Raw genomic sequence first — 25561 nt, 5'->3', positions numbered from 1 at the left:
AATAAAGCAATAGGAGATGATCATATGCTAACCAGTAAAATACAAGTTCAGGGCCGGGTACAAGGCGTCGGCTTTCGTTTTCATGTTACCCGTCTAGCCAATAAACTGCAACTGACCGGTACGGTAAAAAATGAGTCAGATGGCAGTGTGACTATCCAATTACAGGCAGATGAAGGCCAAAGAGAACATTTTATCACAGAGCTCCAAGATCCTAAGAATATCCCTTACGCTAGAATCGACCAGCTTAGTGTCACGGAGGAAAAAGATCTTCCAGCCATGCACGATTTTCACCCCATATATTGAAAAAAACAATATTTTTCGCTAAAATTAGGGGCGTTCGACAAATCTATAATTAAGGAGTGCTATTTTGAAAACAAGTCTCAAATCAAAACACCTCCAGCTGCTCAGTCTATTGGCTGCCTCTTCCTTATTCTTAGGGGGCTGTGTTAGCCGTAACCAAGACAGCTGGACTTTTCGTTTAATTGCTAGTCCAATTAACCAGTTAATTGAGTGGTTGGCCCAATTTTTCAATGGTAACTACGGCTTTGCTATTATTGGCCTAGTGATCATTATCCGCCTACTACTTATTCCACTCACCTACAAGCAACAAACCAGTTCCATTCTGGGAACAGAAAAACGCCGTTATTACCAACCTTACTTGATGAAATTCCAAGAGCTAATCCAAGGCGCCGAAACTCCAGAAGAACAAATGGAATATACCCGTCAACAGCAAGCCTTTATGAAGGATAATAATATTTCCTTATTTGGAAATATGGGCTGTTTACCCCTACTAATTCAGTTACCTATCCTTTCCGGGATGTATGTGGCAATCTATAATAACCAAAATATTGCTAACTACAATTTCTTTGGCTTCTCTTTAGGAGAACCCAACCTGGTTTTAACAATTATCTTTATTCTTTTATCTTTCTTACAAACCCGGATCAGCATGCAAACCATGCCTGAAGAAGTTCGTGAGCAACAAGGTAAATCCATGCTATTTATGCCTCTCATGCTCGGTTTTGTTGTCTTCAACGTCCCTGCTGCGATTGGTTTATACTTAGTAACAACCACCATTTGGGGGATGCTCCAACAATTGGCTATTAATACCTTTGTTCATCCTCGTATTAAAGCCAAAGTGGAAGATGAAATGAAGGATAATCCCATCCGCTTTGACCAACATTATAAACCCAATAATTCGGTAAAAGACGTCACCCATACAGCAAATTCCTCAACTTCAGCAACTAAGCCTCATAAATCTAACCGGAATGCGGGAAAACAAAACAGAAAGAAATAAAATTTTAAGTAAGCATTCAAACGAAAACACCCCCTAGCTGCTAGCCCATTAAGCTCACAGTTAGGGGGTGTTTTGATGTCTTTTTTATGCTAAGAGTTATCCTCATCGCGCATGACATAACCAGCACCGCGTATGGTTTGAATATACTTTTGATTCCTATTGGGATCAATTTTATTACGTAAGTAACGAATATAAACGTCCACGACATTGGTTTCAACCACACTTTGAAAGCCCCAGACATCTTTAAGTAATTTTTCCCGACTCAACACCTTATTGATATTCTCCATAAAAATTACTAGTAGGTCATACTCGCGCTTGGTTAGGTCTAGGACTTCTTCGCCGCGATAAGCAAGATGATTTTCTTTTTCTACTAGTAGATCGCGAAAGACCAAGCGGGTCTGTCTAATGTAGTTTTCATTGGCTTCAATGGTCATACGCCTTAAAATTGAGCGTATGTGTGCTAAAAAAACTTCAATTGGAAGCGGCTTAATTAAGTAACCATCAGCTCCTTGGTCCAAGGCAGACACTTGGTCAATGACCGATGAGCGCTGGGTCATCACCAGAATTGGGACCGTCATCTCTTGCCGCAAGCGGCGCATGACCTCTAAGCCGTTTAACAAAGGCAAATCTAAATCAAGTAAAATCAAATCCCATTGGTGTTGATGAGCCAGTTCTAAGCCCATTGGACCATCATGAGCGATTGTGGCAAAATAATTTTCACTATTTAACTCATCACCGAGGTAATGCACCCATTCTTCTTCAGCATCGATTAAAAGAATTTGCTTTTTTGCTTCCAAACCCTAACACAACTCCTTAATGCGGATTACTGCTTAACTTCCTTTTCTTCATCCCATAAGAAATGATAAGTTCCTTCTTGGTCCACTCTTTGGTAGGTATGGGCCCCAAAATAATCTCTTTGTGCTTGGATCATATTAGCAGGTAGTGTAGCGGAACGATAGCTGTCATAATATGAAATCGCACTAGTAAATCCAGATACCGGAATACCCGCTTGAACTGCTGCACTCACCACATCCCGGGTAGCTTGTTGGTATTTAGCGGCTATTTCCTTAAAGTAATCATCTAAAAGAATATTTTCTAATTCTGGATTATTCTCATAAGCAGCCATAATTGTTTCAAGGAATTGGGCACGAATAATACATCCCCCTCTAAAAATACTTGCAATGGCCTTATAATCTAAGTCCCAGTTGTAAGTCTTGCTTGCTTCACGGTATTCCACAAAACCTTGGGCGTAGCTCATTAGTTTAGAGAAATAGAGGGCTTGACGAATTTTTTCAATAAAGGCTTCCTTGTCCTCAACGCCTTTCACTTGGCTTGGTCCTTCTAAGACTTGGCTAGCACGGACACGTTCATCCTTTAAAGCAGAAATATAACGCGCGTAAACTGAGTCCGTAATGGTTGGTAATGGCACACCTAAGTCTAAGGCCTCTTGAGATGTCCATTTTCCGGTTCCCTTATTCCCCGCAGCATCAAGAATAACATCAATCATTGGCGCTTGGGTTTGAGGATCCTTCTTGGTCAAAATATCAGCGGTAATTTCAATCAAATAGCTGTCTAATTCGCCTTGGTTCCATTGCTTGAAGTATTGAGCGCATTCTTCCACGCTTAAATCTAAATAATGACGCAATAAATCATAGGATTCACTAATTAATTCCATGTCCCCATATTCGATACCGTTGTGGACCATTTTGACAAAATGACCGGCTCCATTTTCACCAATATAGGTCACGCAGGGTTTACCATCACTTGGTGCCTTAGCCGCCATGGCTTCAAGAATATCTTTCATTTCTAGATATGCTTCTTTTTGACCACCTGGCATTAAAGCAGGCCCCTTCAGAGCACCCTCTTCACCACCAGAAACACCCATACCGATAAAGTGGATCCCGGATTGGGCTAATTTTTCTGAACGACGCATAGTATCTTTGAAGTAGGTGTTTCCTCCATCAATGAGAATATCGCCTTCTTCTAAAAGCGGTAAAATTTGGTCAATAAAATGATCAGTAGCTGCCCCGGCCTTTACCATGAGTAAAATACGACGGGGACGTTCAAGATGTTCAACAAATTCTTCTAGGGAACGGGTAGGGACTAAGTTCTTGTCCTTATTTTCTTCATAAACGGCCTCCATCCGTGAGGTAGTCCGATTATAAATAGCGACCGTATAGCCGCGGCTTTCAATATTTAGGGCTAAGTTTTTCCCCATTACCGCCATTCCGATTACACCAATTTGTGCTTGAGTCATAGTAGTTCCTCCTACATTCTAATAACATTCGATGAGATTGCGTCATTAGGCTTCTCATTTCAATGATAATATTATCAAAGTCTTTAACAAAAATAAAGACGTAGCCAGGCACTTGTTTTCAACCTTTGCTTAAGTGAAGGCTTAAAGAAATCTTTCTAAGTCCACGTTAAATGTCATTAGCCTTTATGCTATAATAGCAAGGAGATTATTGTAAGGAGCGTTATAAGGATATGTCAAATTCAACGAATTGGAAAGAGCAACGAGAAAAAGCCTATGAAAAATCAGAACGAAAAAAAAGACGTAAGAAAAGATGGGGCAAATTATTCACCTGGGCCATGTTACTTGCCCTCGTATCGGGCGTAGTGATTAGTCTAGGCGTTGCCGTTTACGGGTATTTTTTCTAAATAAACGCTAAAAAGCTTGCCAATCGAAGAGAGGCAAGCTTTTTATATTATTCTGATCTATAAACTGGATTAAATCATTGCTATGTTTAAAGCAAGTCATCCATGGCTTCTTCTTGAGCATTGCTTTTCTCTAAGGAATGGTGGTCAATTCGCTCAAAGTTAAGCTTAGCTAGGCAATTGTCCACTAGAGTGTCAATATCAAGACGAGATTCATAATGTTCACAGCGGTCCACTTTTGGCTTAGTACTTGGTGAAGCCGGTGCAAAAACAGTACAGCAGTCCTCAAAAGGCTGAATCGACAAATCAAAGGTGTCAATCGCCTGAGCAATATCAATAATTTCTAATTTATCCATGGTAACAACAGGACGAATAATCGGCGTTGTGGTCACGGCATTGATGGCATACATAGATTCAGCGGTCTGAGAAGCCACTTGCCCCAGGGATTCCCCATTAATAATGGATAAGGCGTGGTATTTTTCACGAATGCGGTCTGCCACCCTTAGCATCATCCGCCGGGTAATGGTCATTAAATACTCACTAGGGATATGCTCCTTAATTGCTTCTTGAATTTCTGTAAAAGGCACTTCAATAAAATCGATCCAAGAGCCAAATTTAGTCAACTTACCCGCTAATTGTTTCGCCTTTTCTAGGGCTTGGGGACTGGTATAGGGTGGTGAGGCAAAGTAGATGGCAATGGGTCTGACTCCACGTTTCATAGCTAAATATCCCGCTACCGGAGAATCAATCCCCCCAGATAACATGAGGATCCCACGAGAACTGGTTCCCACCGGTAAACCGCCGATCCCTTTAATCCAGTCCGAGGACACGACAAAGTCCTTGAAGCGCACCTTGACCCGGACAGTGAGGTCGGGCTTTTTCATTTTAACTTCTAAATTGGGGAATTCTTCCATCAGATAAGCCCCTAATTCCCGGTTAATAGCATTGGTATCCATATGATAATTGTGGTCGGAGCGGGAAGTAGCGACCTTGAAGCTATGAATCTCCCTTTCATCTAACTTTTCTTTCACCACTTGTTTGGCCACTTCTTTTAACAGGTCAAAGTCGCGGTCAATTTCGTAGACGGGACTATAACTTTGGATACCAAAAATATATTGCAAGCGATCAATGACGATTTCCTTATCGACACCATTAAGCTCAATAAACATGAAATCGAACTGTTCACTCACCTTAACCTGTGGATAGTCGGAAAAGATTTGGCGAATATTTTCAGCTAAGCGGTTAATAAAACGACGTTTATTTTTTCCTTTAACTGATAATTCGCCATAGCGAATCATGATTTTAGTTTCCATAAGACCTCCTATTGGATAACAGTAAATTTTTGACGTAATTCTTCAAAAGTATCAATGAAACGTTGGGCTTCTTCTTCTGTATTTTCAAAGCCAAAACTTAGACGAATAGCCGAATGAGCCCAAGACCCGTCGACTCCCATAGCTAGTAAGGTCGAAGAAGAATGACCGGTTTGGCGGCTAGAACAGGCACTGGTGGTGGACACATAGATGCCCTTTTCTTCCAAAGCGTGGACCATCACTTCTCCACGAACCGCCTTTAAAGCAAAGCAGAGTACATGGGGAGAAGCGCCTGATGCCGGAGAGAAAATCCGGATGGTATCAGGGTATTGTTTGAGGTAAGCTCTGATTAGAGCTTGGATGCCTTCTTGGCGCTGATTTTCTTCCTGAGCCCGCTCTAAACTTAAACGGAAGGCCTTGGCTGTTGCCACAATTCCGGGTAAGTTTTCGGTACCACTCCGTAAATTTGCTTCTTGGCCGCCACCTTCTACTAAATTCTTCAAAGTCCGGTTTTTCTTTTTGTAGAGAATTCCCACTCCCCGAGGCCCATTGAATTTATGCGATGAGAAGGAATACACATCTACCCGAGGATGAATGAGGGGATCCTTAAATCGGCCTAAGCTTTGGACGCCATCAACATGGAAGTGGATGGTGGGGAAATCGGTTAAAATTTCAGCAATCTCCTTGATCGGTTGGATGGTCCCAATTTCATTATTTACAGCCATGATTGACACCAGAATCGTATCCGGTCGTAATGCGGCCTGAAGATCCTTGGGGTTTACCCGCCCTTCCTTATCAACAGGTAAGTAAGTCACTTCAAAACCTTCTTGTTCTAGCTCTTTTAAAGTATGACTGACTGAGGGGTGTTCAACACTAGAAGTAATAATATGTTTGCCCCGGCCCGCCTTTTCATAAGCCGTTCCTTTGAGAGCCCAGTTATTGGATTCGGTTCCACCACTGGTAAAAAAGATTTCCTCAGCTTGACAGCCACAGAGCTCAGCGATTTGCTGGCGGGCTTTATTGAGCAAGGCTTTAGCTTGGTTACCTAAGTCATGCAAGCTAGAAGGGTTGCCGTAATAATTCTCCATAGTCATCACCAGGGACTTTAAAGCGGCAGGATCAATTTTAGTTGTTGCACTATTATCAAAATAAATGATTTCTGACATGATTACTCCTTTACAAAAGGTCAAATTAGTGACTGCTAGTCATTCACTCAATGGATAAAAAGCAAAAGTGCATCAAATCAATAGCTATCCAATTGATTGAAGCACTTTCCTTGTATAGAGACTGGTCAATGAGTCCCTATTAATATTTAATATAAACGCTCTTCTTTCTCTTGACGATATTGGTTCTCGACTTTATTAGAAGCCCCTGACTCTAATTGGTCAACAGCTTGACTAATAGTCTGATGGGCCTTTTTATAATCGAAAGTTTGATTAAAGTAATAAGAAGATTTTTCGATGGCTTGATTCAGTTCAGGATGGTTGGCCCGGTAGCGGTTAGCATATTGAACGGTCTGTTCGGTCAATAAGGCTTGGTCAATCATATTTTCCGTTTCTAAATCCAGGCGCTCAATCGCTTCGGAAACTTCATTGACGAGCTGGTCAATTTCATCCATATCCAGTTTGACCCGATTCATTTTGCGCTCGAGTTCTTCAACTTTATCTTCAGTAGCAAAATAACGATCTAGGTAAGCATCAGGAAGTCCCGGTAAATGATACTGATTAACCCGACGTTTCATGTTACGCATATCTAAGTCGAAAGTGTAAAGCATGTCACGGGCATCGCGTTCTTTTTGCCGGAGATTGGCTAAGGACCCCACAATATGGGATTGGGCCTTATCAATTTCATTAAGCTGTTCATATTTATCTTTATAAACGCTCTGCATGTCGGTATAGGCAATGACATGGGCTCCTAGACGTTGGTTAACGGTATCCACTTCTTCGTGGATGCGGTCAATTTGATCGGCGTAGTCCTGTAACTTGCCCAGTTCATTATCATGGAGCAGATAATTTTGGGACACCCGGTCAATTTCTAGTGATCCATAGCGATTACTTTGGCGGACTTGGTTAATTCTTTGTTCAAGGTTACCTTGGTTTTTCTCAATATATTCCTTAGCCCGTAATTCAACTTCCATTAATTCATAGCTGCGGTCAATTTGAGCTTCAGTTGCGCTCATTAAGGAAGATGTTTCACTTAAATCGCATTCAGCTAAGGCTGCATAGCATTGCTCGATGCCCTTTTCTACCTGTTGAATTTCTTCATCAACCCGCACACCAGAAGGGAATTGGAAGTCCATAGCTAGCATTTGCGAATAGCCTGATTTAAGGTCTTCAAGTTGTTCTTCATATTCATTATCAATCTTATCCAATAGCTTAGGAATTTCTTCCATCATCGCTTCTAAGGCTTCGATATCTTCCTTAGTTTGGTCTAAAACATCATGAGCGGCTAAATAGTCGGCATCGCTCATTAAGGTATTGTATTTGGTAAAGTCCAATTCAATATAAGAAAGATGTTTTTCCAAAGTTTCTTGTGAATCCCCATAGGCATAACCATGGGCAAGGAGTTGTTTCCTTATTTTGGCATAGCGGTCATTAACCTCTTGAAAATAAGCTTCATTTTTTGACTCGCTAGCTAAAAGTTCTTCTAAGGATTGATTGATATTTTGAACATCTTGCAAAGTATCATAAATCAACTTTTCGGTTTCTTCGGCCGTTTTTCTAGACTTAATCAGCGAAAATTTATCAGCATCTGCCTGGGCCTGCACCAGTGCCGCTTCAATTTCAGGCAACTTATACTGTTTAATGGTTTGCCACTTGGCTTGTTCAGCCTCAAATAGCCGGCGTGTGTTTCCACTCACATTTTTATTACGGATAGTGTAGAGTTTATCTGCAACAGGAATGGCCATGATTTCCTGTTTCTTCTCATCAAGTTCTAGGTTGGTTTTGCTTTGCTTGCGACCTAAGTAGTAGAGTAGGCCATAACCAATCAAAATAATCACAATGATGATGATTAGAGCAATTATAAATCCCACTGTCTTCCCCCCTCTATTGCTAAAAAGACGCTTTTATACCTAATAATAAACATTATACGCTAAAGTTAGGACTTAGTCCACACTGGCCTCAGGGCAATGGCTAAAGTATTCAACAGACAAGAGTCTACTCCCCTTATACAATAAAAGTCTGTTACACAAACTGTAACAGACTTTTCTAAAAGCGGATTAAACTTGGTTGTAGTATTCAACAACGAGTGATTCGTCAATTTCTTGGTTCATTTCATCGCGTTCTGGTAAGCGTGATAATGAGCCTTCTAGTTTATCAGCATCAAATTCAACATAAGGAACATGGCCGTATAAACCTTCAACAGAATCTTTAATCACTTGTAAGTTCTTAGATTTTTCACGAACGCCGATAACTTGTCCTACTTCAACAATGTAAGAAGGAATATCAACACGTTTGCCATCAACTGTGATATGTCCATGGGAAACTAATTGACGTGCTTGGCGACGAGTAGAAGCTAAACCTAAACGGTAAACCATGTTATCTAAACGTTGTTCTAAAAGGGTCATGAAGTTGGTACCCACAGTACCTTCTTTAATCTTTTCAGCACGGTTGTATAGATTATGGAATTGTTTTTCAGTTAAACCATAGATAAAACGTAATTTTTGTTTTTCTTGTAATTGAAGACCATATTCAGATAAGCTCTTACGACGTTGGTTAGGTCCATGTTGACCAGGAGCGTAAGGGCGACGAGCTAATTCTTTACCAGTTCCGGATAATGAAATCCCATAACGGCGTGATTTCTTCCAGCTTGGTCCTGTATAACGTGACATAAATTGTTTCCTCCATTTTTTAAAATAATTAGTATTGGAGTAAAATAATTATGGAATTGATCGCATTCGTGTAGTTCATCCAAGGCTTTCCCCTATGCAGCCGCAGGTACTCACTACACCATTCGTGGGCGAACTATTGACGAGCTTGCTTCAACTCTGCTGCATTATTTTACACAACCAATAGTGTACTAAACATCTACCCTGCTGTCAATTTATTTGCCGATATTTTTCTGATCCTTCTTCCTAAGCAGACTTATTGAAGTTTTGCTATAAAGTCCAGCGTAGCTTGGGCGCTTTGACGACCCACTTTTTCAATAAACTCTTCAAAAGTTATATTAGCATCATGGTTAGCGGTATCTGAGATGGCCCGGATAATGACAAAAGGAATCTTAAAACGATAAGCCACTTGGCCAATCGCCGTGCCTTCCATCTCGGTACACATGGCTCCGGGAAAGTGCTCTTGAATCCAAGCCACCTTGTCTTGGCTAGCAATAAAGGAATCTCCAGAAACAATCGGTCCAACTTTAATGTTAGCTTGGCTAGCATGTTCAGAATAATACTGATAAAAAGCTGAACGCCATTGAGGGTCGGTTGGGTAGTTAACCGGCATCCCATCCACTTGGCCTAAGACATTATCAAACGCAGTCGCATCGACATCGTTATAGATGGCATATTCCGCCAAGACAATGTCCCCAATCTTTAAACTAGGATCAATCGCTCCAGCTGAACCGGTATTAATAATCACATCTGGATCTTCCAAAGCAACGACAGTCGTAGCCAAGGCCGCATTAACCTTACCCACACCGGATTGGGCGATCACTAAGTCCTTGCCCTGATAGCTGCCTAGCCAATAGGTCATATCGGCGATGGTCTTTTCTTCTAAATGGTCAATAGTTTCAATATAATAATTCACTTCCCGACTCAAGGCCGCGATAATAGCAATTTTCATTCTTCTCTCCTATACAAAAAATGCAATAGCAGTAACGACTATGATGGCTAAAATTAAAATAATGATACCCCAATTGAGGAAGCGGTCAATCGAAGGCCACTGCTTAACAGTTCTTACGCTTTCGTTTGAGTTCGCTTCGTCAAGGTCTGCTGACTCACTGCCTGGCTTTGCCGCTTCTAGATCTACATCTTCCTCTTGAATGGTCGCAGAAACTTCCTCGCCCTCCTGATCACTAGTTGCTTCAGATTGATTGACTGAGGGCGTTGGGCGAGATTCATTATCCACTTCATCTTGGTCATCAAACTCATCCTCTTGTTTGAAGAGGCGCCGCCAGATATTCTTGCGGTTGTTCTTTTCCCGGGCCTTCCGATAAGAGCGTCGGGTAATTAAAGGATCCTTTTGCTTCATAATGATTACTTCGTTTCACCTCGTAATTTGATAATCTCCCATTGCTTGACGGCATAAATGGTCTTCATGTCACAGATATCTCCTTTTTCAATAGCCGCTTGTACTTCTTCGAAACTTAATTGAAAAACTTCAATATGTTCATCCGCGTCTTGGGCTTTAGGATGAGCGACTTTAGCCAAGCTGGAAGCGTGATAAATTTGAAGCTTTTCATCTAAGTAGCCCGGTGAGACATAAAATTTATCCAGGGCTTGCCAGTTTTCAGCTTGAAAGGCAGTTTCCTCTTCGAGTTCACGCTTGGCAGCAGTTAAAAGGTCTTCTCCAGGATCGACTAAGCCGGCCGGAATTTCTAAAATTGCCTTTTCAATAGCTTTACGGTATTGCTTGACTAGTAATAATTTATCATCATTAATAGCTAAAATCGCCACTGCGGGGGCATGGTGGATGATTTCGCGATTGGCTTTTTCTTTATTTTGTAATTCCACCACGTGCTTTTCAACTTCAATCAAACTTCCTTGGTAAATCGTTTCTTTACGGAGTGTTTTTTCACCGAATTCCATGAGGCTACCCCTTTTCTTTGCAATTAAATTCTTTTTTATTGTAACAAAAATCTCTCAGAATGGGTCAAGGTCTCTTATTCTTAAGCAGAACTTACATATTATTTGTTAAAAGCGCCTTTTTCAACTAGAATATAAACAGACAAAAATAAAGGAGGTAATCACTATGGGTTGGATTTGGTCCCTCATTGTTGGTGGTGTACTTGGTGCAATCGCTGGTGCCATCATTGGTAGAGACGTTCCCGGTGGAGTGATTGGAAATGTAATCGCAGGTATTCTCGGTTCCTGGCTAGGTGGAAAATTAATGTCTGGCTTCGGTCCAGAAATCGGTGGTTTTTACATTATTCCTACCCTACTAGGTGCCATTATTATTTTGCTCATCTATTACTGGCTGGCTAAGAAGCTAGGCTAATTAATTATCAATTAAAAAAAGGCCCTGAGTCACTTGATTAGAATTTAATCAGTGACTCAGGGCTTTTGGTTTTTCTTAATGGCTGCTATTTATCAGCGCTTAAAGCTGCCATTGTGACATAGTTATAAGGTTGGTTATAGTGAGGCAAGAAGAAGATATCTAGGAGTTGTAATTTATCCATGGTTAATCCTTCTTGGATTGCTAGGGAGAACATGTGGATTAATTGGTGCATATCGTAATGAGAAGCTAATTGGGCACCTACGATCCGGTTACCTTCTTCAGTATAGACAATCCGAATTTTTACCTTTTCATTCTTTTCTTCTGGCATAAAACCTGGTAATTGTAAGTCTTCATAGTCAACATATTTCACTGGAATATCGGCTTTTTTCGCAGCCTTAACACTTAAACCGGTGGAAACTAATTTCAAGTCAAAGATTTCAATTCCGTTAGAGCCTTGGACGCCAGCGCCATCAATGGCAGTCCCTGCTGCATTATGGGCACCAACGATTCCGGCACGAACTGCATTACTTGCTAAAGCAATATAGGTAGTATCTTGCAAAGCATTGGAATAGTTGGTTGCACAGTCGCCCACAGCATAAACATCTGGGTCAGAGGTTTGGAAACCACGGTTAACTAAATAAGCGCCATTACCGAAACGTTCCAGGTGGTCTTCACCAAGGTTTGAATTAGGTCTAAAGCCGATACAGTTAATCACAGCATCCACTTCATATTGGCCTTTATCGGTTTTTAGTCCGGTGACCCGTCCATTTTCACCTAAATATTCTTGGGCGAATTCACCGTAATGGGTCTCAATCCCGTTTTCTTTAAGGTTTTCATCCATTAATTGGGAGAACTCTTTGTCATAGTAGGAAGCCAAACAAGTATCTTCAGCATCGAATAATAATACATTCTTACCACGACGTCTTGCTGCTTCAGCAATTTCTACTCCAATATAACCGGCACCAATAACGGCTACGGTATCTACACCTTCCTTGCTGAGTTCTTGGTCAACCGCTTGGCCTTCTTGGAAGAGCTTGAGGAAGTGAATGCCATCTAAGTCTTTACCTGGTAAGTTAGGAGCAATTGGTGCAGACCCTTCAGCAAGAATTAACTTGTCATAAGATTCTTCAATTTCTTGCCCGTCTTTTGTTTTGGCATAAACGACCTTCTTATCAAAATCAACCTTTTCCACATTAGTTTCCAAAGAAATTTTAGCACCTTTGGCTTCAAAATCTTCTGGTTTAGTATAGAAAAGTCCTTCATAGCCATCGATTTGGCGACCTACCCATAAGGCAGTCCCGCAGCCTAAATAACTTAAGTTTGAGTTACGGTCAAGCATGACTAATTCATTGCCTTCTCCATAATTATCTAAAATAGTATTTGCCGCTGCAATCCCAGCATGGTTTGTACCAACAATTACAAATTTCATTTTGCTACCTCCTAAATTTTGTACTATTTTCTACATGTTTATTATATCACGAAGTCATGTAAGCGCTATTTATATTAGCAAATTAGCGTAAAATCAAGGAAAAAAGACACAATTTGTATTTATTTTCACTAACTAGATACAATTATTGTTTATTTTATAGCTGAATTACCTTTTCACTTTCCTTCTTTGTTTTTATTTACTCCTCTTCTATGGATTAGACAAATAAAAAAAGCTACCCCAATCAGGATAGGAATCTGATTGGAATAGCTTATTTATTTATTGAACGTTCACCGCTTGAGGGCCTTTTTGTCCCCAAGCAATTTCAAAAGCTAGAAGATCATTGACCTGCATTTTTTCATAGTCAGCTGCCTGTAAGGCAGTCCGGTGGATAAAAACTTCTTTTTCAAAATAAGGATGAAGGACTTGAATAAAACCATAGCCACGTTTTTCGTCGTATGACTTTAAAATTCCTTGGTACATGACTAATCTTCCTCTTTGACTAGTGCTTCAGGAAAGTGTTTAAGGACGATATCAGCACAGCGTTGGCAAAGATTTTCTGCCCCTTCAACACTACCTACTGAAGGATAGACGCCCCGGCAACGGTCACATACCTTACCCTCAGCTGGAACAATAGCAATGGCATAGTCCTCGTAATCGGCAGCTTGGTCACCTGCTTCTTGATAGTCTTTAATTTCTAACTGGGAAACAATCAGATAAGTTTTTAGGTCTTCCCCAATGCTTTCCAAGAATTGGCGACTATCTTCATTAGCATAAACAATAACTTTGGCTTCTAGGGACTTACCGATCACTTTTTCGTTACGGGCGCTTTCTAAGCTATGGTTAACGTCACCTCTAAAGTTGAAGAATTTTTCCCATTTTGCTTTTAATGCTTCAGCATTGCTATAGTCTTCTACTTGTGGGAAGTCTGCTAATTGGACATAGTCCTCAGCTTCACCCATGTAGGACCAAATTTCTTCCGTGGTATGAGGAATAATTGGTGTCAGTAAAATAGTCATTTTCTTCAATACTTCGTACATTACCGTTTGCATGTTGCGACGTTTAGGATCATCGGCTAAGAGAATATAAGTAACATCCTTGGAATAATCCAAATAGAAACTAGACATGACTTGGGTGAGGAAATTAATGATTTCTTGGTAAATACTGTTGAAATCATAGTGATTGTAGTAGTCAATGACATGGTCGACTAATTCATTAAGTAGGACCAAAATATATTGGTCAATACTGTCAAGTTCCTCATAAGCTACATAATTTTCCTTAGCGTCGAAATCAAAGAGATTACCTAGGGTAAAGCGCAAGGTATTCCGAATCTTCCGGTAGGACTCAGCCACTTGACCCAGGATATCATCAGAAATGCGGACATCATAGCGGGAATCTACTGAAGCCACCCAGAGGCGCAAAATATCTGCCCCACGTTGGTCACAGACATCATTAGGCGACACAGTATTTCCTAATGACTTACTCATTTTACGCCCTTCCCCATCGTTAACAAAACCTTGGGAAACGACTTCCTTATAAGGGGTATGGTCATTAACGGCAACAGAGGTTAAGAGACTAGAGTTAAACCAACCACGGTATTGGTCAGACCCTTCCAGATACATGTCTGCTGGATAGGAAAGTTCATCTCGCGTTTGTAAAACCCCAGCCCAAGATGAGCCTGAGTCAAACCAAACGTCCATAATGTCATTTTCCTTGGTGAATTCTCCATTTGGTGAGTGCTCATTTTGGTAGCCTTCAGGGAGTAAGTCTTTAGCTTCTTTTTCAAACCAAATATTTGACCCATGTTCTTCGAAGAGCTTAGCCACATGATCGATCGTTTCTTCGCTAATGATTGGTGTGCCGTCTTCTGCATAGAAAATAGGTAGTGGGACTCCCCAAACCCTTTGTCTAGAAATGACCCAGTCACCCCGGTCGCGAATCATGTTATAGATCCGGTGTTGACCAGAAGGATGCCACCAAGTCACTTCATTATTGATAACATCTAGGGTCTTTTCACGGATTTTATCTACTGAACAGAACCATTGAGGGAGGGCTCTAAAAATAACTGGTTTCTTGGTCCGCCAGTCATGGGGATAGCTATGGACAAAGTATTCTACCTTTAATAAGGTACCATTTTTAGTCATTTTATCAATGACTAAGTCATTCCCTTCTTCGTAGAAGATCCCCTCCAAGCCTTCTGCTTCTTCAGTAAAGCAGCCTTGGTCATCCACAGGGGATAAGACATCTAAGCCATATTTAACCCCGACATAGTAGTCATCTTCCCCATGACCAGGCGCCGTATGAACTAAACCAGTACCTGATTCAGTGGTCACATGGTCCCCCAGGATGAGTAGTAATTCGCGGTCATAGAATGGGTGGTTGGCCTTCATCAATTCCAGGTCTTGACCTAAGACTCTATCTTCAACTTGATAATCAGTCCATTGGAATTTTTCTGCTAAACTTTCTAGCAATTCGCTAGCAACGACATAGTGATGACCATTGACTGCCACTAAACTGTATTCGATTTGTGGATGAACTGCAATAGCTTCACTAGCAGGCAAGGTCCATGGTGTAGTGGTCCAGATAATAAATTCAGTATCCTCTGGTAATTTACCCTTAGTATCCTTGGCCTTGAAGGCAGCATAGATACTTGGGGTTTCCACGTCTTTATATTCAATTTCCGCCTCAGCTAAGGTCGATTCACTTGAAGGTGACCAATAGACCGGTTTATTCCCCCGATAAATTAAGCCCTTCTTAGCCATTTCACCAAAAACACGAATTTCTTGGGCTTCAAACTTTTTAGTATAGGTAATATAGGGATCTTCCCAATCACCTTGTCCCCCTAGTCGTTTGAAATCTTGACGTTGGCTATCGATTTGTTGGCTGGCATAATCTTGACAGATCTGACGAAATTCAGCTGTCGACAATGACTTACGGTCTACCCCTGAATTAGTCACTGCTTGTTCAATCGGTAGGCCATGGGTATCCCAGCCTGGCACATAGGGGCTATAGTAGCCCTGCATGCTTTTAGAACGGATAATGATGTCCTTGGTAATCTTATTTAAAGCATGACCAATATGAATATTCCCATTAGCATAAGGAGGGCCATCATGGAGAACAAAGGGTTGATTGTCCTTATTCTGACTCAAACGTCTTTCATAAACCTGATTTTCTTCCCATTCTTTTTGGCGTTCTGGTTCTTTTTTGGGTAAATTTCCCCGCATAGGAAACTTAGTTTTTCCTAAGTTTAAAGTATCTTTCATTTTCATAAATCAATTGCTCCCTCTCATTAAAATAAAAAAACACACCGCCCAAAGGGACGATGTGTGCTCGTGGTACCACCCAATTTTACAGATAAAGATCTGCCTTAAAGTCTTAACGCAACTAACGGCCCAGCTTACTCTACATGTTCAGCTAAACAGGTCAACAGATGATAATCTAAGGCTTTAATCATCTATCTCACACCCCACATAGACTCGCTCACACTAAAGTACCTTAAACCGTGTTCTGTTGTAAATCTTATTGCAATCAATTATACGCAAGAAATGCTAAATTTTCAACTTCAAAATAGCGCCCATTTGCTCTGTTCTAATTATCGCTATCCAGTTTCTCCGCTTCTTCATCAAATAGTTTTTGTGCCTCCTCAGGCATTTGGGCTGGTTGGTCTCCAGAAGCTTGGTCAAAAAATTCTTTTTGTGCTTGTTTATGCTTAGCCTCATCCAAAGCTTCTTGGTAGAGTTGGTCAGCTTCCTGGTTGCGTACCTGGAAGTTCTCCCCAGCTAGGACTTCGTCCAATACCGGTGTCTCCACTTTTTCTTCTTCTTGATCACTAAAGAGTTCCTGCCATTGCGGATCATCTAAAACTTCTTTGGCATTATTAATCAAGCCTTGCATTTGGAAGATGTAGTAGCGCGACATTTCCCTGAGCCGTGATTTCTCTTTAACAATGGTATTGGCTTTATCTGCTGCCGTTTGTAGGAGTTTTTGGGCTTCCGATTCGGCTTTTTGAATAATAAGATCAGCCTCATTCAAGCTATCCGCGCGCACCCGGTCAGCGGCTTGTTGGGCAACTACTATAGACCGATTGACTGAGGCTTCTCGTTCACGATATTCATCGAGTTGGTTATTGACATCGTATAATTCTTGTTGCAAATATTGGTTATTGGTCTCCAAATTATCCATGACCATGGAAAGCTCTTTGAGATAAGCGTCGACCTCTTTTTTATCATAACCCCGCATTTTGCTATTAAATGTTTTTTCTCTCACTTGTTTAGCTTGCATCGAAAGTAACCTCCTAGCGATTTTCTAAACGACTTAATTGTACCCGATACTTGCCCTTTTTGCTGACCTTTAGCACCTTGTCTAAGCGCAGCCGACCATGATGTCTAAGCGATAAAATATCTCCTTCAGACACTGTTTGAGCACTATTGGTTAAGGGCATCCAATTGTATTTCACTAAGCCAGCTTCAATAGCTGATTTTACCTTTGACCGCGACAAGTTAAAGCCCTCGCTTAAAACCAGGTCCATGCGAAAAGAGGCTAGTGATCTTTCCAAAGGCTGCCAAGGGTCTTCCACTTGGATCCGATCAGCAAAATCGATGGCTTCTAATTTAACACTCACTTTCCCAATGCGCTGAATTTGGCTGGTGACAAAGCCGGTTAAGGAAGCATCAATAAAAAATTGCCAGTCCAAGTCAGAGTGAATAATATCGCCAATTCGATTTCTTTGTAAACCTTCTCCCAGTAAAGTTCCTAAGACTTGGCGATGTTCAATATGGTTGAACTTGGCGGCATAATTAATCTGAATCAGGCTAATGTTAAAATCACTGTCATTGACCTTCTCATAGCGAGGGGCAATGATCATCCGGCGCATTTCAGCTTGAGGATAACCGCCAAAATCTTTAACCTTTAGGTCTTCATCCTTACCAATGATGGAATAAACAATGGCCTGCTCTCTAGGATCCAAAAAGTGGCTTAAAAAGGGTTGAAAAGATGCAGTCACTCGGTTTTTCCAATTAATCACCTGGTCAACAAAATCCGCCTCACTCGGCAAGAAATGCATCAAAGTCGAATCGGTCATCTCAAATAACAGTCCTTCTAACGTAAAACATTTAAGCCACTAATGGCTAATTCTAAGACTAAGATGGCTACAATAGGGCTAAAACTAATGCCGCCGATCGGTGGGATTATCCGTTCGAACCAGTCAATATAGGGTCTGACGATCCGGTCCAATAATTGGCCCAAGCGACTTTGTCTTGCGCCTGGCAACCAGGATAAAAGTGCCCAAACGATGATAACAGAAATATATATTTGCAATACATTTTGAATAAAATTAATCATTAACATTCCTACCTTTTTGGCTAGTCTTTGAAGAAAGCTGACCCTACTCGAATAAAGCTGGCCCCTTCTTTAATGGCAAGTGGATAGTCTTGGCTCATTCCCATGCTAAGCTCGGTGCAAGGGGCGTGCATCCATTGCTGGTCAGCAACTTGGTCACGCAAGCTTGCCAATTGTCTAAAAATTTCTTGAACTTCTGAGTCACTGGCGGCACTCGGAGCCATGGTCATCAGACCAACTACCTTGATTTTCTTAAATTCAGCTAATTGTTCGATGAAGGGAAGGGTCTCTTCCTTTGTTAGACCATGTTTAGTAGTTTCTCCAGAGATATTCACTTCAACAAAACATTTAACCTCTTTAGCCGCCCGCTTGTCGATCTCTTTAGCTATCTTTATACGGTCTAAGGCATGGTAATAGTCGATTTCATTAATAACCTCTTTGACCTTCCGTGACTGCAAGGGCCCGATTAAATGCCAAATCACATCATCCGGCATAGCTGCTTTTTTAGCTAATAAGCCTTGGACATAATTTTCTGCAAAGTGACGGATGCCACAATGGTATACTGCCATGGCCTCTTCAGGACTATGATATTTAGAAACGCAAATCAGCGTGACCTTGTTTGAAGAACACGCTGATTGCTTAGTATCCTCTATGATACCTTCAATTTGTTTTACATTCGCTTGAATCGTCATGATCTTAACGACGACGCTTTCTAAAGAATGGTGGTGTATCTAACTCATCATCTTCACTAACGTTATCAGTAAAGCGGTTGTCTTGTTGGTAGCGTGGGTCTTGGCCACCATAATTACGTCCTGAATCATTCCAAGGCTCTTGGCTTACTTGCCCTTGGCGGTTTTGGAAAGCTTGGTTATTTGGAACTTGTTTTTCTTCAAAGTATTCGGGACGGTTCCCCAAATTTCTGGCTTGTCCTTGGTTTTGAAAGGCTTGATCTTGATAATTTGGTGTAGGTTGGCTAACGGGACGTTGCTTTTTTGCCTTACGTTGTTTTTCTTGGCGACGTTCAGGATCAATCCCGGTAGCAATAACGGTTACCACCACTTCGTCATCTAAACGATCATTGATAGTGGTACCAAAAATGATATTCACTTCGCTAGAAGAAGCTGCACCAACGATTTCAGCAGCGTCTTGGGCTTCAAATAAGGTTAGGTCTTCCCCACCAGAAATATTCAAGAGAATTTGTTCAGCCCCATCAATGGATACTTCCAATAATGGTGAAGAAATAGCCTTCTTGGTTGCTTCAGCGGTACGGTTTTCCCCGCTTGCTGTACCAATGCCCATTAAGGCTGTCCCTTGGTCTTGCATCACGGTACGCACGTCAGCAAAGTCCAAGTTCACATAGCCGGGTGAGGTAATCAAGTCAGAAATTCCTTGTACCCCTTGGCGTAAGACATTGTCCGCTTCACCAAAGGCTTCCCGCATTGGGGTTTTCTTATCAACAATTTCTAATAAACGGTTGTTAGAAATGGTCACTAAGGTATCCACATATTCCTTCATGTTGGCAATACCTTCTGCAGCTGCACGACCACGTTTAGGGCCTTCAAAGGTAAATGGACGGGTAACTACCCCAACGGTTAAGGCACCCAAGTCTTCCTTAGCAATACGAGCAACAATTGGAGCAGCACCGGTACCAGTACCACCACCCATGCCAGCGGTAATGAAGATTAAATCAGCACCTTCTAGTGCTTCGCGAATTTGGTCTTCACTTTCTTCAGCGGCTTTTTGCCCTACTTCTGGTTGGGCCCCAGCACCAAGGCCACGGGTCACTTTAGGGCCTAAGTGAATCTTTGCATCTGCTTTAGAGTTAGCAAGGGCTTGGGTATCAGTATTAGCAACAATAAATTCAACACCCTTAACACCTTCATCGATCATGCGGTTAACAGCATTGTTACCCCCACCACCAACACCAATGACCTTGATATTAGCGTTATTGTTGTATTCTGCAGTATTATCAAATTCTAAATCCATAGTTAATCCTCCTATTTATAAGCAATTCCCTCTTAACTAAACATATCATCAAAAACTTGACGTATTTTTTGTAAGAATCCTTCATCTTCTTGGTTGTCATCTTGATACTCTTGACCAGCATCTTCAGCTGTTGTATAAACATCACGCTCATCATTCGTTACAGAATCCTTATAAGTTGGTTCATCCACAACTGCCTCTTGATGAAGGGCTTGATTGGAAGCTTGGTAACTTGGTTTACTTTGATTACTGTTTACAGAATGGGTCTTTCCTTGAGCAACATGATAAATATCTGGTAGCTTAGCTGCATAAGCCACAACGCCATATGCTGTTGTAAAGCTTGGATTTCTTAGGCCAACTTGTTCAGGAATATAGAACCTAACATCCGTGCCAAACATTTCCTCAGCCAAATCAACTAAACCTGGTAAGGAAGCGGCTCCTCCGGTGATCACAACTCCTCCAGGAAGTTCAAAGGCTTCCACTTGGTCTAGGGCTTTCTTTAGCGTTTCAAATATTTGTTGTAAACGTGCTTCAATAATTTCTGCAAGATACTGTTCATCAACACGAACAGGGTCTTTTTTCCCGATCGTTTCAACTGGGAAATATTCATCAGGACTGGTAACGTCTGATTTTGCGTAGCCATATTCTAATTTAATACGTTCAGCATTTTCTAAAGTCGTATTGAGTATGGTGGAAATATCTTTTGAAACATATTCTCCACCTTCTTGATCAACATAAGAGAATTTTAATTGACCTTCATGAATCACACTGGCTGTAGATTGCCCGCCGCCCATGTCAATGATAATAGTTCCAAAATCGCGTTCATCTTCCGATAAGGCCACTTGACCATTGGCCAAGGGTTGAACAACTAGGTCATCAACAATGAGACCAGCTTTATCGACACAACGTTTAATGTTGTGAATGATGGTTTTGGGACCGGTAATCATGCTGGCGTATAATTCTAAACGTACGCCAATCATACCACGTGGGTCGCGAATGCCATCAAAACCATCAACGATAAATTCTTCAGGAACAACTGAAATAATTTCTCTCTCTGGGGGTACAGCTCTCACTTTAGCTGCTGATAAGACATTGTAGACGTCCTTGTCGGTGATTTCTCGATTTTCTCCTGAAACGGCAATCATTCCGTAACAAGGTTCAATATTAATTTGATTACTTGGAACGCCGACAACCACTCGATCAATTTGTATGTTAGCTTTCTGTTCGGCTTGGTTTACTGCACTTCTAATCGCTTCGACGGTTTTATCAATATCAACAATTACTCCTCGGCTTAGGCCTTCAGAGCGTTGACTACCAACACCGATAATATTTAAACGTTGATTAACATTTTCGGCAACAACGACTTTGACGGAAGTGGTTCCAATGTCTAATCCTACATATGTTTTGGGTTGAACCATATGATTGAAACCTCCTATTTAATTCTATAAGTATTAGATATGACTATATCGCAATTAATTTTAACATAAATCCTATTAAGACGAAACGAATTTGTTAGTAATCGGCCTTTTTACTTCTACCACTTGGCCAGCAAATAGGACTATTAATTGTTTTTAATCATTGTATAAGAGACAAGTCCGTTTTTTCAATCCAATTTAATAGATAAATTTTAAGAATTACTTGACCTAGTCTGAGTCACTGTTGATGACTGCTGGCTCGAATTAGTGCCGGGTCTAAGGTTGGACTGACTACTCGTTTGCCTTTGTGAAGAAGTGCCTTCCCCACTTGCTCCGCTTTGCTCTCCTCTAGGCTTAGGCTTAGACTCGCTGCTATGCTTATCAGTCTTTGCCTGCTTTTCTTTAGACTTTTCCTTTGCCTGGTCTACTTTTTCTTGGTAGGAAGACCTTTCTTCAGGGCTTACAAAGGGATCGTTGAGGGGATTCTTTTCTTGGAAATAGCTCCCTACCTCCATATTAATTACCCCGGTTTTTCCTTCTAATTCACTAACAATTTGGTCATAGTACTGCATCCGGTCAGCAATACTATCGATAAAACCTACCACGATATTGCCATCTTCCATTTTTAAAGCAATGTGGTTAGGGTAATTATCATCGCTAATATTCACAACTTCATTAATCTTAGCCAGTAAGTCATCAGACAATTTGGAAAGTTGGTTGGCCAGGTGAAGAAGTTCTTGGTCTTCAAAACCAGTAAAGAGGGGAATATCCTGGTCAAGATAAGGAATAGCCCCATCAAGAATAATATGATTTTCCAAAACCGGGTAATAAAAATCTTGTTTCTTCACATAGCCAATGGCGCGGAATTCTTGGACATTAACTTCGACCGTTCGATTTCCCTTAGCATTCAGCTGAACACTGCGGACGCTGGGGAACAATTGTTTTAAGCGGTTATCCACCACCCCGGTTTTTGATTCAATCCCTAGATAGGTCATATTTTCCCGTAAGCCTGATCCATAGAGAATCTGCTCTTGGGGGACAATATTATTCCCACTTACTTCAATTGCAGCGATACGGTTAAGTGGTGAAAGCCAAAAGACACTAAAAATAATCATAAAAAGGAAAGCAGCAGCTAAAATCAATCGTGACCATGAGACTGATTTTAACTGCACTTTTTTGTTCTTTGACCGGGATAAATAGGTCCAATTGATATATTTTCTATGATTAAAAGTCTTTTTGTGCTTTTGCTCTTGATCTTTAGCAAAATTTTCGCCCTTTGCCTCTTCTTCATTTGGCAGGACTTGTTGCTTATCTTCTAGCCCTAAGTGTTTTTGCGGATGCGTTTGACTTAGTCCAGGGTCATCACTGGACTCATCGGCTTGCCCTTCACTTGAAGCCAATTCTTCCTGCTTCTCGGCCTCTTGACGCCGTTGACGAAAGCGTTGGGCTTCCTTATCCCAATCAACCATAGTAACCTCCTTTAAAGCAGATCTTTAATAACTTGAATAATCCGATCACTAGCATCAGGTACGCCTAAGTTTTTCGCTTGGTGACTCATTTGGATGCGATTACCCGGATTAGTCATTAGTTCATCAATAGTTTGCAGTAACCGTTTAGGGCTGAGGTCTTTTTCTAGGATCATTTTGGCAGCTTGGTTGTTGACCAAGCTTTCAGCGTTATGTTGTTGGTGGTTATTGGTTACATTAGGACTAGGGATCAAGATACTTGGTGTACCGACTGCCGTCAGTTCGGTGAGCGTCGTTGCTCCACTCCGACAAACAACTAAGTCTACCTTACGCATAAGTTCAGGCATATTATTGATATACGGCAGGATTCTAACATTGGAAAAATTCTCCATATTAGGAAAACGAGCCTGCCAATCCTCATAGTAAATATCTCCAGTAGCAATGATACTTTGATAGGACCGGTGTTGTAGTTCACCCACCATGTCCAAAACCACTTCATTGATCCGTTGTGCCCCCCGGCTTCCGCCAAAGATAAGCACTGTCGGCAGGTCATTATCTAATTGAAAGCTCTCTAAATCAACTTGAGAACTATCTCCAGCTAATTCTTGGGCCCTAGGGTTTCCCGTAAAGACCACCTTATTTTTGTGATGTTTAAAATCTTGCTTGACCTCAGGATAGCAAATACAAATTTTATCAACATAGCGACTGAGAAACTTATTGGTGACCCCAGCAACACTATTTTGTTCATGAATAATCGTTGGAATTTTCATCTTAGCGGCTTGGTAAAGAACCGGTGCACAAACATAGCCACCTGTTCCAATCACCACATCTGGTTGGAAAGCTTTTAAATATTTTTTACATTGATGAATACTTTTGACCATGTAGGCTAGCGTGCGCACATTGTCAAAGGAAAGTGAACGTTTTAGCCCCTGGATTCTAATCGTCTGAAAGTCAATGCCCAAATCAGGAACAATTTTTCCTTCAAGCCCCTTTTCTGTTCCAATATAGAGGAATTCCGCTTGGGGGTATTGCTTTAAAATTTCTTTCCTCAGTGCTAAGGCTGGATAAATATGTCCGCCTGTACCACCACCAGATAAAACGATTCGCATAGTAAAACTCCTTTTTAGCTTTCCTGTTTCTTTAATTCTGCTACTGCATCGATAAAGCGTTGACCACGCACTTCAAAATTAGGGTATTGGTCCCAAGAAGCACAGGCAGGGGATAAAAGAATCACATCTCCTGGCTGGCTTAAACGGTAAGCGACTTGGGTCGCCTCTTCAATATTTTTAGCGACACTAATTTGAGAAATTCCTGCCTTATTAGCGAGATCGATAAATTTATCCTGGGTTTCTCCCATAGCTACTAGGGCATGCACCTGACCTAGCTCTTTTAATAGCTCATCCACACCATTTCCCCGATCCAAGCCACCAGCTATCCATACCAAGGGCTCTTTGAAGCTGCGTAAGGCAGTGATGCTGGCTTCGTTATTGGTCGCCTTAGAATCATTGTAAAAGCGGCGTTCTTTTATTTGATCAACAAATTGAATCCGGTGTTTGACCCCATGGAATTGTGAACAAGCTGCTTGGATACTTGCATTGCTTACGCCTAATAATTTAGCGATGGCAAGAGCGACTAAGGCATTCTGAACATTGTGTTTACCAGGTAAGAAGAGGTCTTCTCGTTTTAGGACCGTCTCACTCCCCCACATTAGGGTCCCTTCTTTTTCATTATACCATGCCCCTTTTTCCAACTCACTTTCTATAGAAATCGGAATAACTTGGGCAGAACTTTCCTTAGCCTTATGCCAAAGGATTTCTTGGTCATAGTTTAATAGTAAGTAATCGTCCGGTCCTTGGTTCTTAGTAATCCGCCATTTAGCAGCGAGGTAATTCTCAATGGAACCATGGTAGTCTAAGTGGGTGGGGTAGAGGTCAATAATGGCTGCAATATGAGGACGAAAAGTTTCAATTCCCATTAATTGAAAACTGGACAATTCTAACACTAAGCGGTCTTGAGAACTTAACCCTTGGCTGGCGGTTAAGGCTGGAATGCCTATATTACCGGCTACTTCCGTTTTTCCGGTTAATTCCTTAGCGCCTTGTAGGATCTCTCCCAATAAAGAGGTGGTGGTTGTCTTACCATTTGAACCGGTAATGCCAATGACCTCCGCTTGGTTAAACCAGGCTAGAAGTTCGATATCGGTATAAATCGGTAAATTCAACTCTTGGGCTCTTTGAACCATCGGATTACTGTAAGGAATGCCAGGATTTTTGACCATAAAAGCAAAGTCCTCATCTAGGAGTTCAATAGGATGATAGCCAGAAATAATACGAACGTTGTGCTCAATGAGATCTTGGGCGGCTTTATTCTCATCTAGGGGCTGTTTATCATTGACAGTCACAATCGCACCTTCGGCAGCGAGTTTCTTAACCACACTCAGACCCGTTTTGGCCAAACCTAAGACCAAAACCTTTTTATTCTTTACTGTTTGCTTACTAGATGTTTGCTCCATAATAT

General features: G+C 41.3%; 25 protein-coding genes. 4 read left to right on the top strand and 21 right to left on the bottom strand.

Annotated elements, in window-relative coordinates; genetic code table 11:
• The first annotated feature begins 24 nt into the window (after nt 1-24).
• Together JFU01_RS07470 and yidC are read left to right on the top strand one after the other, a co-directional pair.
• Entirely contained in the window at nt 25-303 is a 279-nt protein-coding gene (locus tag JFU01_RS07470) for an acylphosphatase (protein WP_111821203.1), read from the top strand.
• 64 nt (nt 304-367) lie between these two features.
• Nucleotides 368-1294 carry a membrane protein insertase YidC gene (gene yidC, locus JFU01_RS07465; protein ID WP_181566418.1) on the top strand — a complete coding sequence of 309 codons (927 nt, stop codon included), beginning with the start codon at nt 368-370 and terminating at the stop codon, nt 1292-1294.
• An 89-nt stretch (nt 1295-1383) separates the two neighbouring features.
• Here the strand turns inward: yidC and JFU01_RS07460 are convergent, their stop codons facing one another.
• Complete coding sequence (locus JFU01_RS07460; RefSeq protein WP_195856451.1) at nt 1384-2091, bottom strand: response regulator transcription factor; 708 nt, start codon at nt 2089-2091, stop codon at nt 1384-1386.
• Nucleotides 2092-2117: 26 nt separating this feature from the next.
• Nucleotides 2118-3551 (bottom strand): NADP-dependent phosphogluconate dehydrogenase, encoded by a 1434-nt coding sequence (gene gndA, locus JFU01_RS07455; RefSeq protein WP_064292327.1) that lies wholly within the window; start codon nt 3549-3551, stop codon nt 2118-2120.
• A gap of 230 nt (nt 3552-3781) precedes the next feature.
• Between gndA and JFU01_RS07450 the strand changes: the two genes are divergently transcribed.
• Nucleotides 3782-3955 (top strand): hypothetical protein, encoded by a 174-nt coding sequence (locus tag JFU01_RS07450; protein WP_060778013.1) that lies wholly within the window; start codon nt 3782-3784, stop codon nt 3953-3955.
• 86 nt (nt 3956-4041) lie between these two features.
• Here the strand turns inward: JFU01_RS07450 and thiI are convergent, their stop codons facing one another.
• The 7 genes from thiI to JFU01_RS07415 all read right to left on the bottom strand — a co-directional run bounded on the left by thiI (nt 4042) and on the right by JFU01_RS07415 (nt 11008).
• Complete coding sequence (gene thiI, locus JFU01_RS07445; RefSeq protein WP_195856450.1) at nt 4042-5265, bottom strand: tRNA uracil 4-sulfurtransferase ThiI; 1224 nt, start codon at nt 5263-5265, stop codon at nt 4042-4044.
• 8 nt (nt 5266-5273) lie between these two features.
• Nucleotides 5274-6419 carry a cysteine desulfurase family protein gene (locus tag JFU01_RS07440; protein ID WP_195856487.1) on the bottom strand — a complete coding sequence of 382 codons (1146 nt, stop codon included), beginning with the start codon at nt 6417-6419 and terminating at the stop codon, nt 5274-5276.
• 155 nt (nt 6420-6574) lie between these two features.
• Nucleotides 6575-8296, bottom strand: coding sequence for a septation ring formation regulator EzrA (locus JFU01_RS07435; RefSeq protein ID WP_195856449.1), 1722 nt, complete (start codon nt 8294-8296; stop codon nt 6575-6577).
• A 186-nt stretch (nt 8297-8482) separates the two neighbouring features.
• Complete coding sequence (gene rpsD, locus JFU01_RS07430) at nt 8483-9094, bottom strand: 30S ribosomal protein S4 (RefSeq protein ID WP_013669168.1); 612 nt, start codon at nt 9092-9094, stop codon at nt 8483-8485.
• Between the two features lie 253 nt (nt 9095-9347).
• Nucleotides 9348-10043, bottom strand: coding sequence for a 5'-methylthioadenosine/adenosylhomocysteine nucleosidase (locus tag JFU01_RS07425; RefSeq protein WP_070559228.1), 696 nt, complete (start codon nt 10041-10043; stop codon nt 9348-9350).
• A gap of 9 nt (nt 10044-10052) precedes the next feature.
• Entirely contained in the window at nt 10053-10451 is a 399-nt protein-coding gene (locus JFU01_RS07420) for a hypothetical protein (protein WP_195856448.1), read from the bottom strand.
• 5 nt (nt 10452-10456) lie between these two features.
• The gene (locus tag JFU01_RS07415; RefSeq protein WP_198434219.1) at nt 10457-11008 is read right to left on the bottom strand and encodes an NUDIX hydrolase; all 552 of its coding nucleotides are present in this window, start codon (nt 11006-11008) and stop codon (nt 10457-10459) included.
• A 163-nt stretch (nt 11009-11171) separates the two neighbouring features.
• On the opposite strand from JFU01_RS07415, the gene JFU01_RS07410 reads away from it, so the two are divergent.
• Nucleotides 11172-11417: a GlsB/YeaQ/YmgE family stress response membrane protein gene (locus JFU01_RS07410; RefSeq protein WP_013669621.1), complete on the top strand. Its 246-nt coding sequence runs from the start codon at nt 11172-11174 to the stop codon at nt 11415-11417.
• An 85-nt stretch (nt 11418-11502) separates the two neighbouring features.
• Here JFU01_RS07410 and nox read toward each other — a convergent pair whose 3' ends face one another.
• The 12 genes from nox to murD form a co-directional block, all read right to left on the bottom strand.
• Nucleotides 11503-12846 carry a H2O-forming NADH oxidase gene (gene nox / locus JFU01_RS07405; protein WP_195856446.1) on the bottom strand — a complete coding sequence of 448 codons (1344 nt, stop codon included), beginning with the start codon at nt 12844-12846 and terminating at the stop codon, nt 11503-11505.
• A 276-nt stretch (nt 12847-13122) separates the two neighbouring features.
• Nucleotides 13123-13326: a cold-shock protein gene (locus tag JFU01_RS07400; protein ID WP_195856445.1), complete on the bottom strand. Its 204-nt coding sequence runs from the start codon at nt 13324-13326 to the stop codon at nt 13123-13125.
• A 2-nt stretch (nt 13327-13328) separates the two neighbouring features.
• Nucleotides 13329-16112, bottom strand: a complete 2784-nt coding sequence (gene ileS / locus JFU01_RS07395) for an isoleucine--tRNA ligase (RefSeq protein ID WP_195856444.1) — start codon at nt 16110-16112, stop codon at nt 13329-13331.
• A gap of 319 nt (nt 16113-16431) precedes the next feature.
• Nucleotides 16432-17124 carry a DivIVA domain-containing protein gene (locus JFU01_RS07390; protein ID WP_111821213.1) on the bottom strand — a complete coding sequence of 231 codons (693 nt, stop codon included), beginning with the start codon at nt 17122-17124 and terminating at the stop codon, nt 16432-16434.
• A gap of 13 nt (nt 17125-17137) precedes the next feature.
• On the bottom strand, nt 17138-17923 hold the full coding sequence (locus JFU01_RS07385) for a YlmH family RNA-binding protein (protein WP_195856443.1): 786 nt from the start codon (nt 17921-17923) through the stop codon (nt 17138-17140).
• Nucleotides 17924-17940: 17 nt separating this feature from the next.
• On the bottom strand, nt 17941-18183 hold the full coding sequence (locus JFU01_RS07380) for a YggT family protein (protein ID WP_013669306.1): 243 nt from the start codon (nt 18181-18183) through the stop codon (nt 17941-17943).
• Nucleotides 18184-18203: 20 nt separating this feature from the next.
• On the bottom strand, nt 18204-18872 hold the full coding sequence (locus JFU01_RS07375; protein WP_195856442.1) for a YggS family pyridoxal phosphate-dependent enzyme: 669 nt from the start codon (nt 18870-18872) through the stop codon (nt 18204-18206).
• Nucleotides 18873-18876: 4 nt separating this feature from the next.
• On the bottom strand, nt 18877-20166 hold the full coding sequence (gene ftsZ, locus JFU01_RS07370; RefSeq protein ID WP_195856441.1) for a cell division protein FtsZ: 1290 nt from the start codon (nt 20164-20166) through the stop codon (nt 18877-18879).
• 32 nt (nt 20167-20198) lie between these two features.
• On the bottom strand, nt 20199-21581 hold the full coding sequence (gene ftsA, locus JFU01_RS07365; RefSeq protein ID WP_195856440.1) for a cell division protein FtsA: 1383 nt from the start codon (nt 21579-21581) through the stop codon (nt 20199-20201).
• Between the two features lie 209 nt (nt 21582-21790).
• Nucleotides 21791-23047, bottom strand: a complete 1257-nt coding sequence (locus JFU01_RS07360) for a cell division protein FtsQ/DivIB (RefSeq protein ID WP_195856439.1) — start codon at nt 23045-23047, stop codon at nt 21791-21793.
• Between the two features lie 11 nt (nt 23048-23058).
• Complete coding sequence (gene murG / locus JFU01_RS07355) at nt 23059-24153, bottom strand: undecaprenyldiphospho-muramoylpentapeptide beta-N-acetylglucosaminyltransferase (RefSeq protein WP_195856438.1); 1095 nt, start codon at nt 24151-24153, stop codon at nt 23059-23061.
• A gap of 14 nt (nt 24154-24167) precedes the next feature.
• Complete coding sequence (murD, locus tag JFU01_RS07350) at nt 24168-25556, bottom strand: UDP-N-acetylmuramoyl-L-alanine--D-glutamate ligase (RefSeq protein ID WP_195856437.1); 1389 nt, start codon at nt 25554-25556, stop codon at nt 24168-24170.
• Between the last annotated feature and the right edge of the window lie 5 nt (nt 25557-25561).

It is taken from the genome of Aerococcus sp. Group 2, from assembly GCF_905125285.1.
Taxonomy (GTDB): domain Bacteria; phylum Bacillota; class Bacilli; order Lactobacillales; family Aerococcaceae; genus Aerococcus; species Aerococcus urinae_E.
Note: the sequence above shows the minus strand (reverse complement) of the source record. Positions and strands in the feature narration are given on the sequence as shown.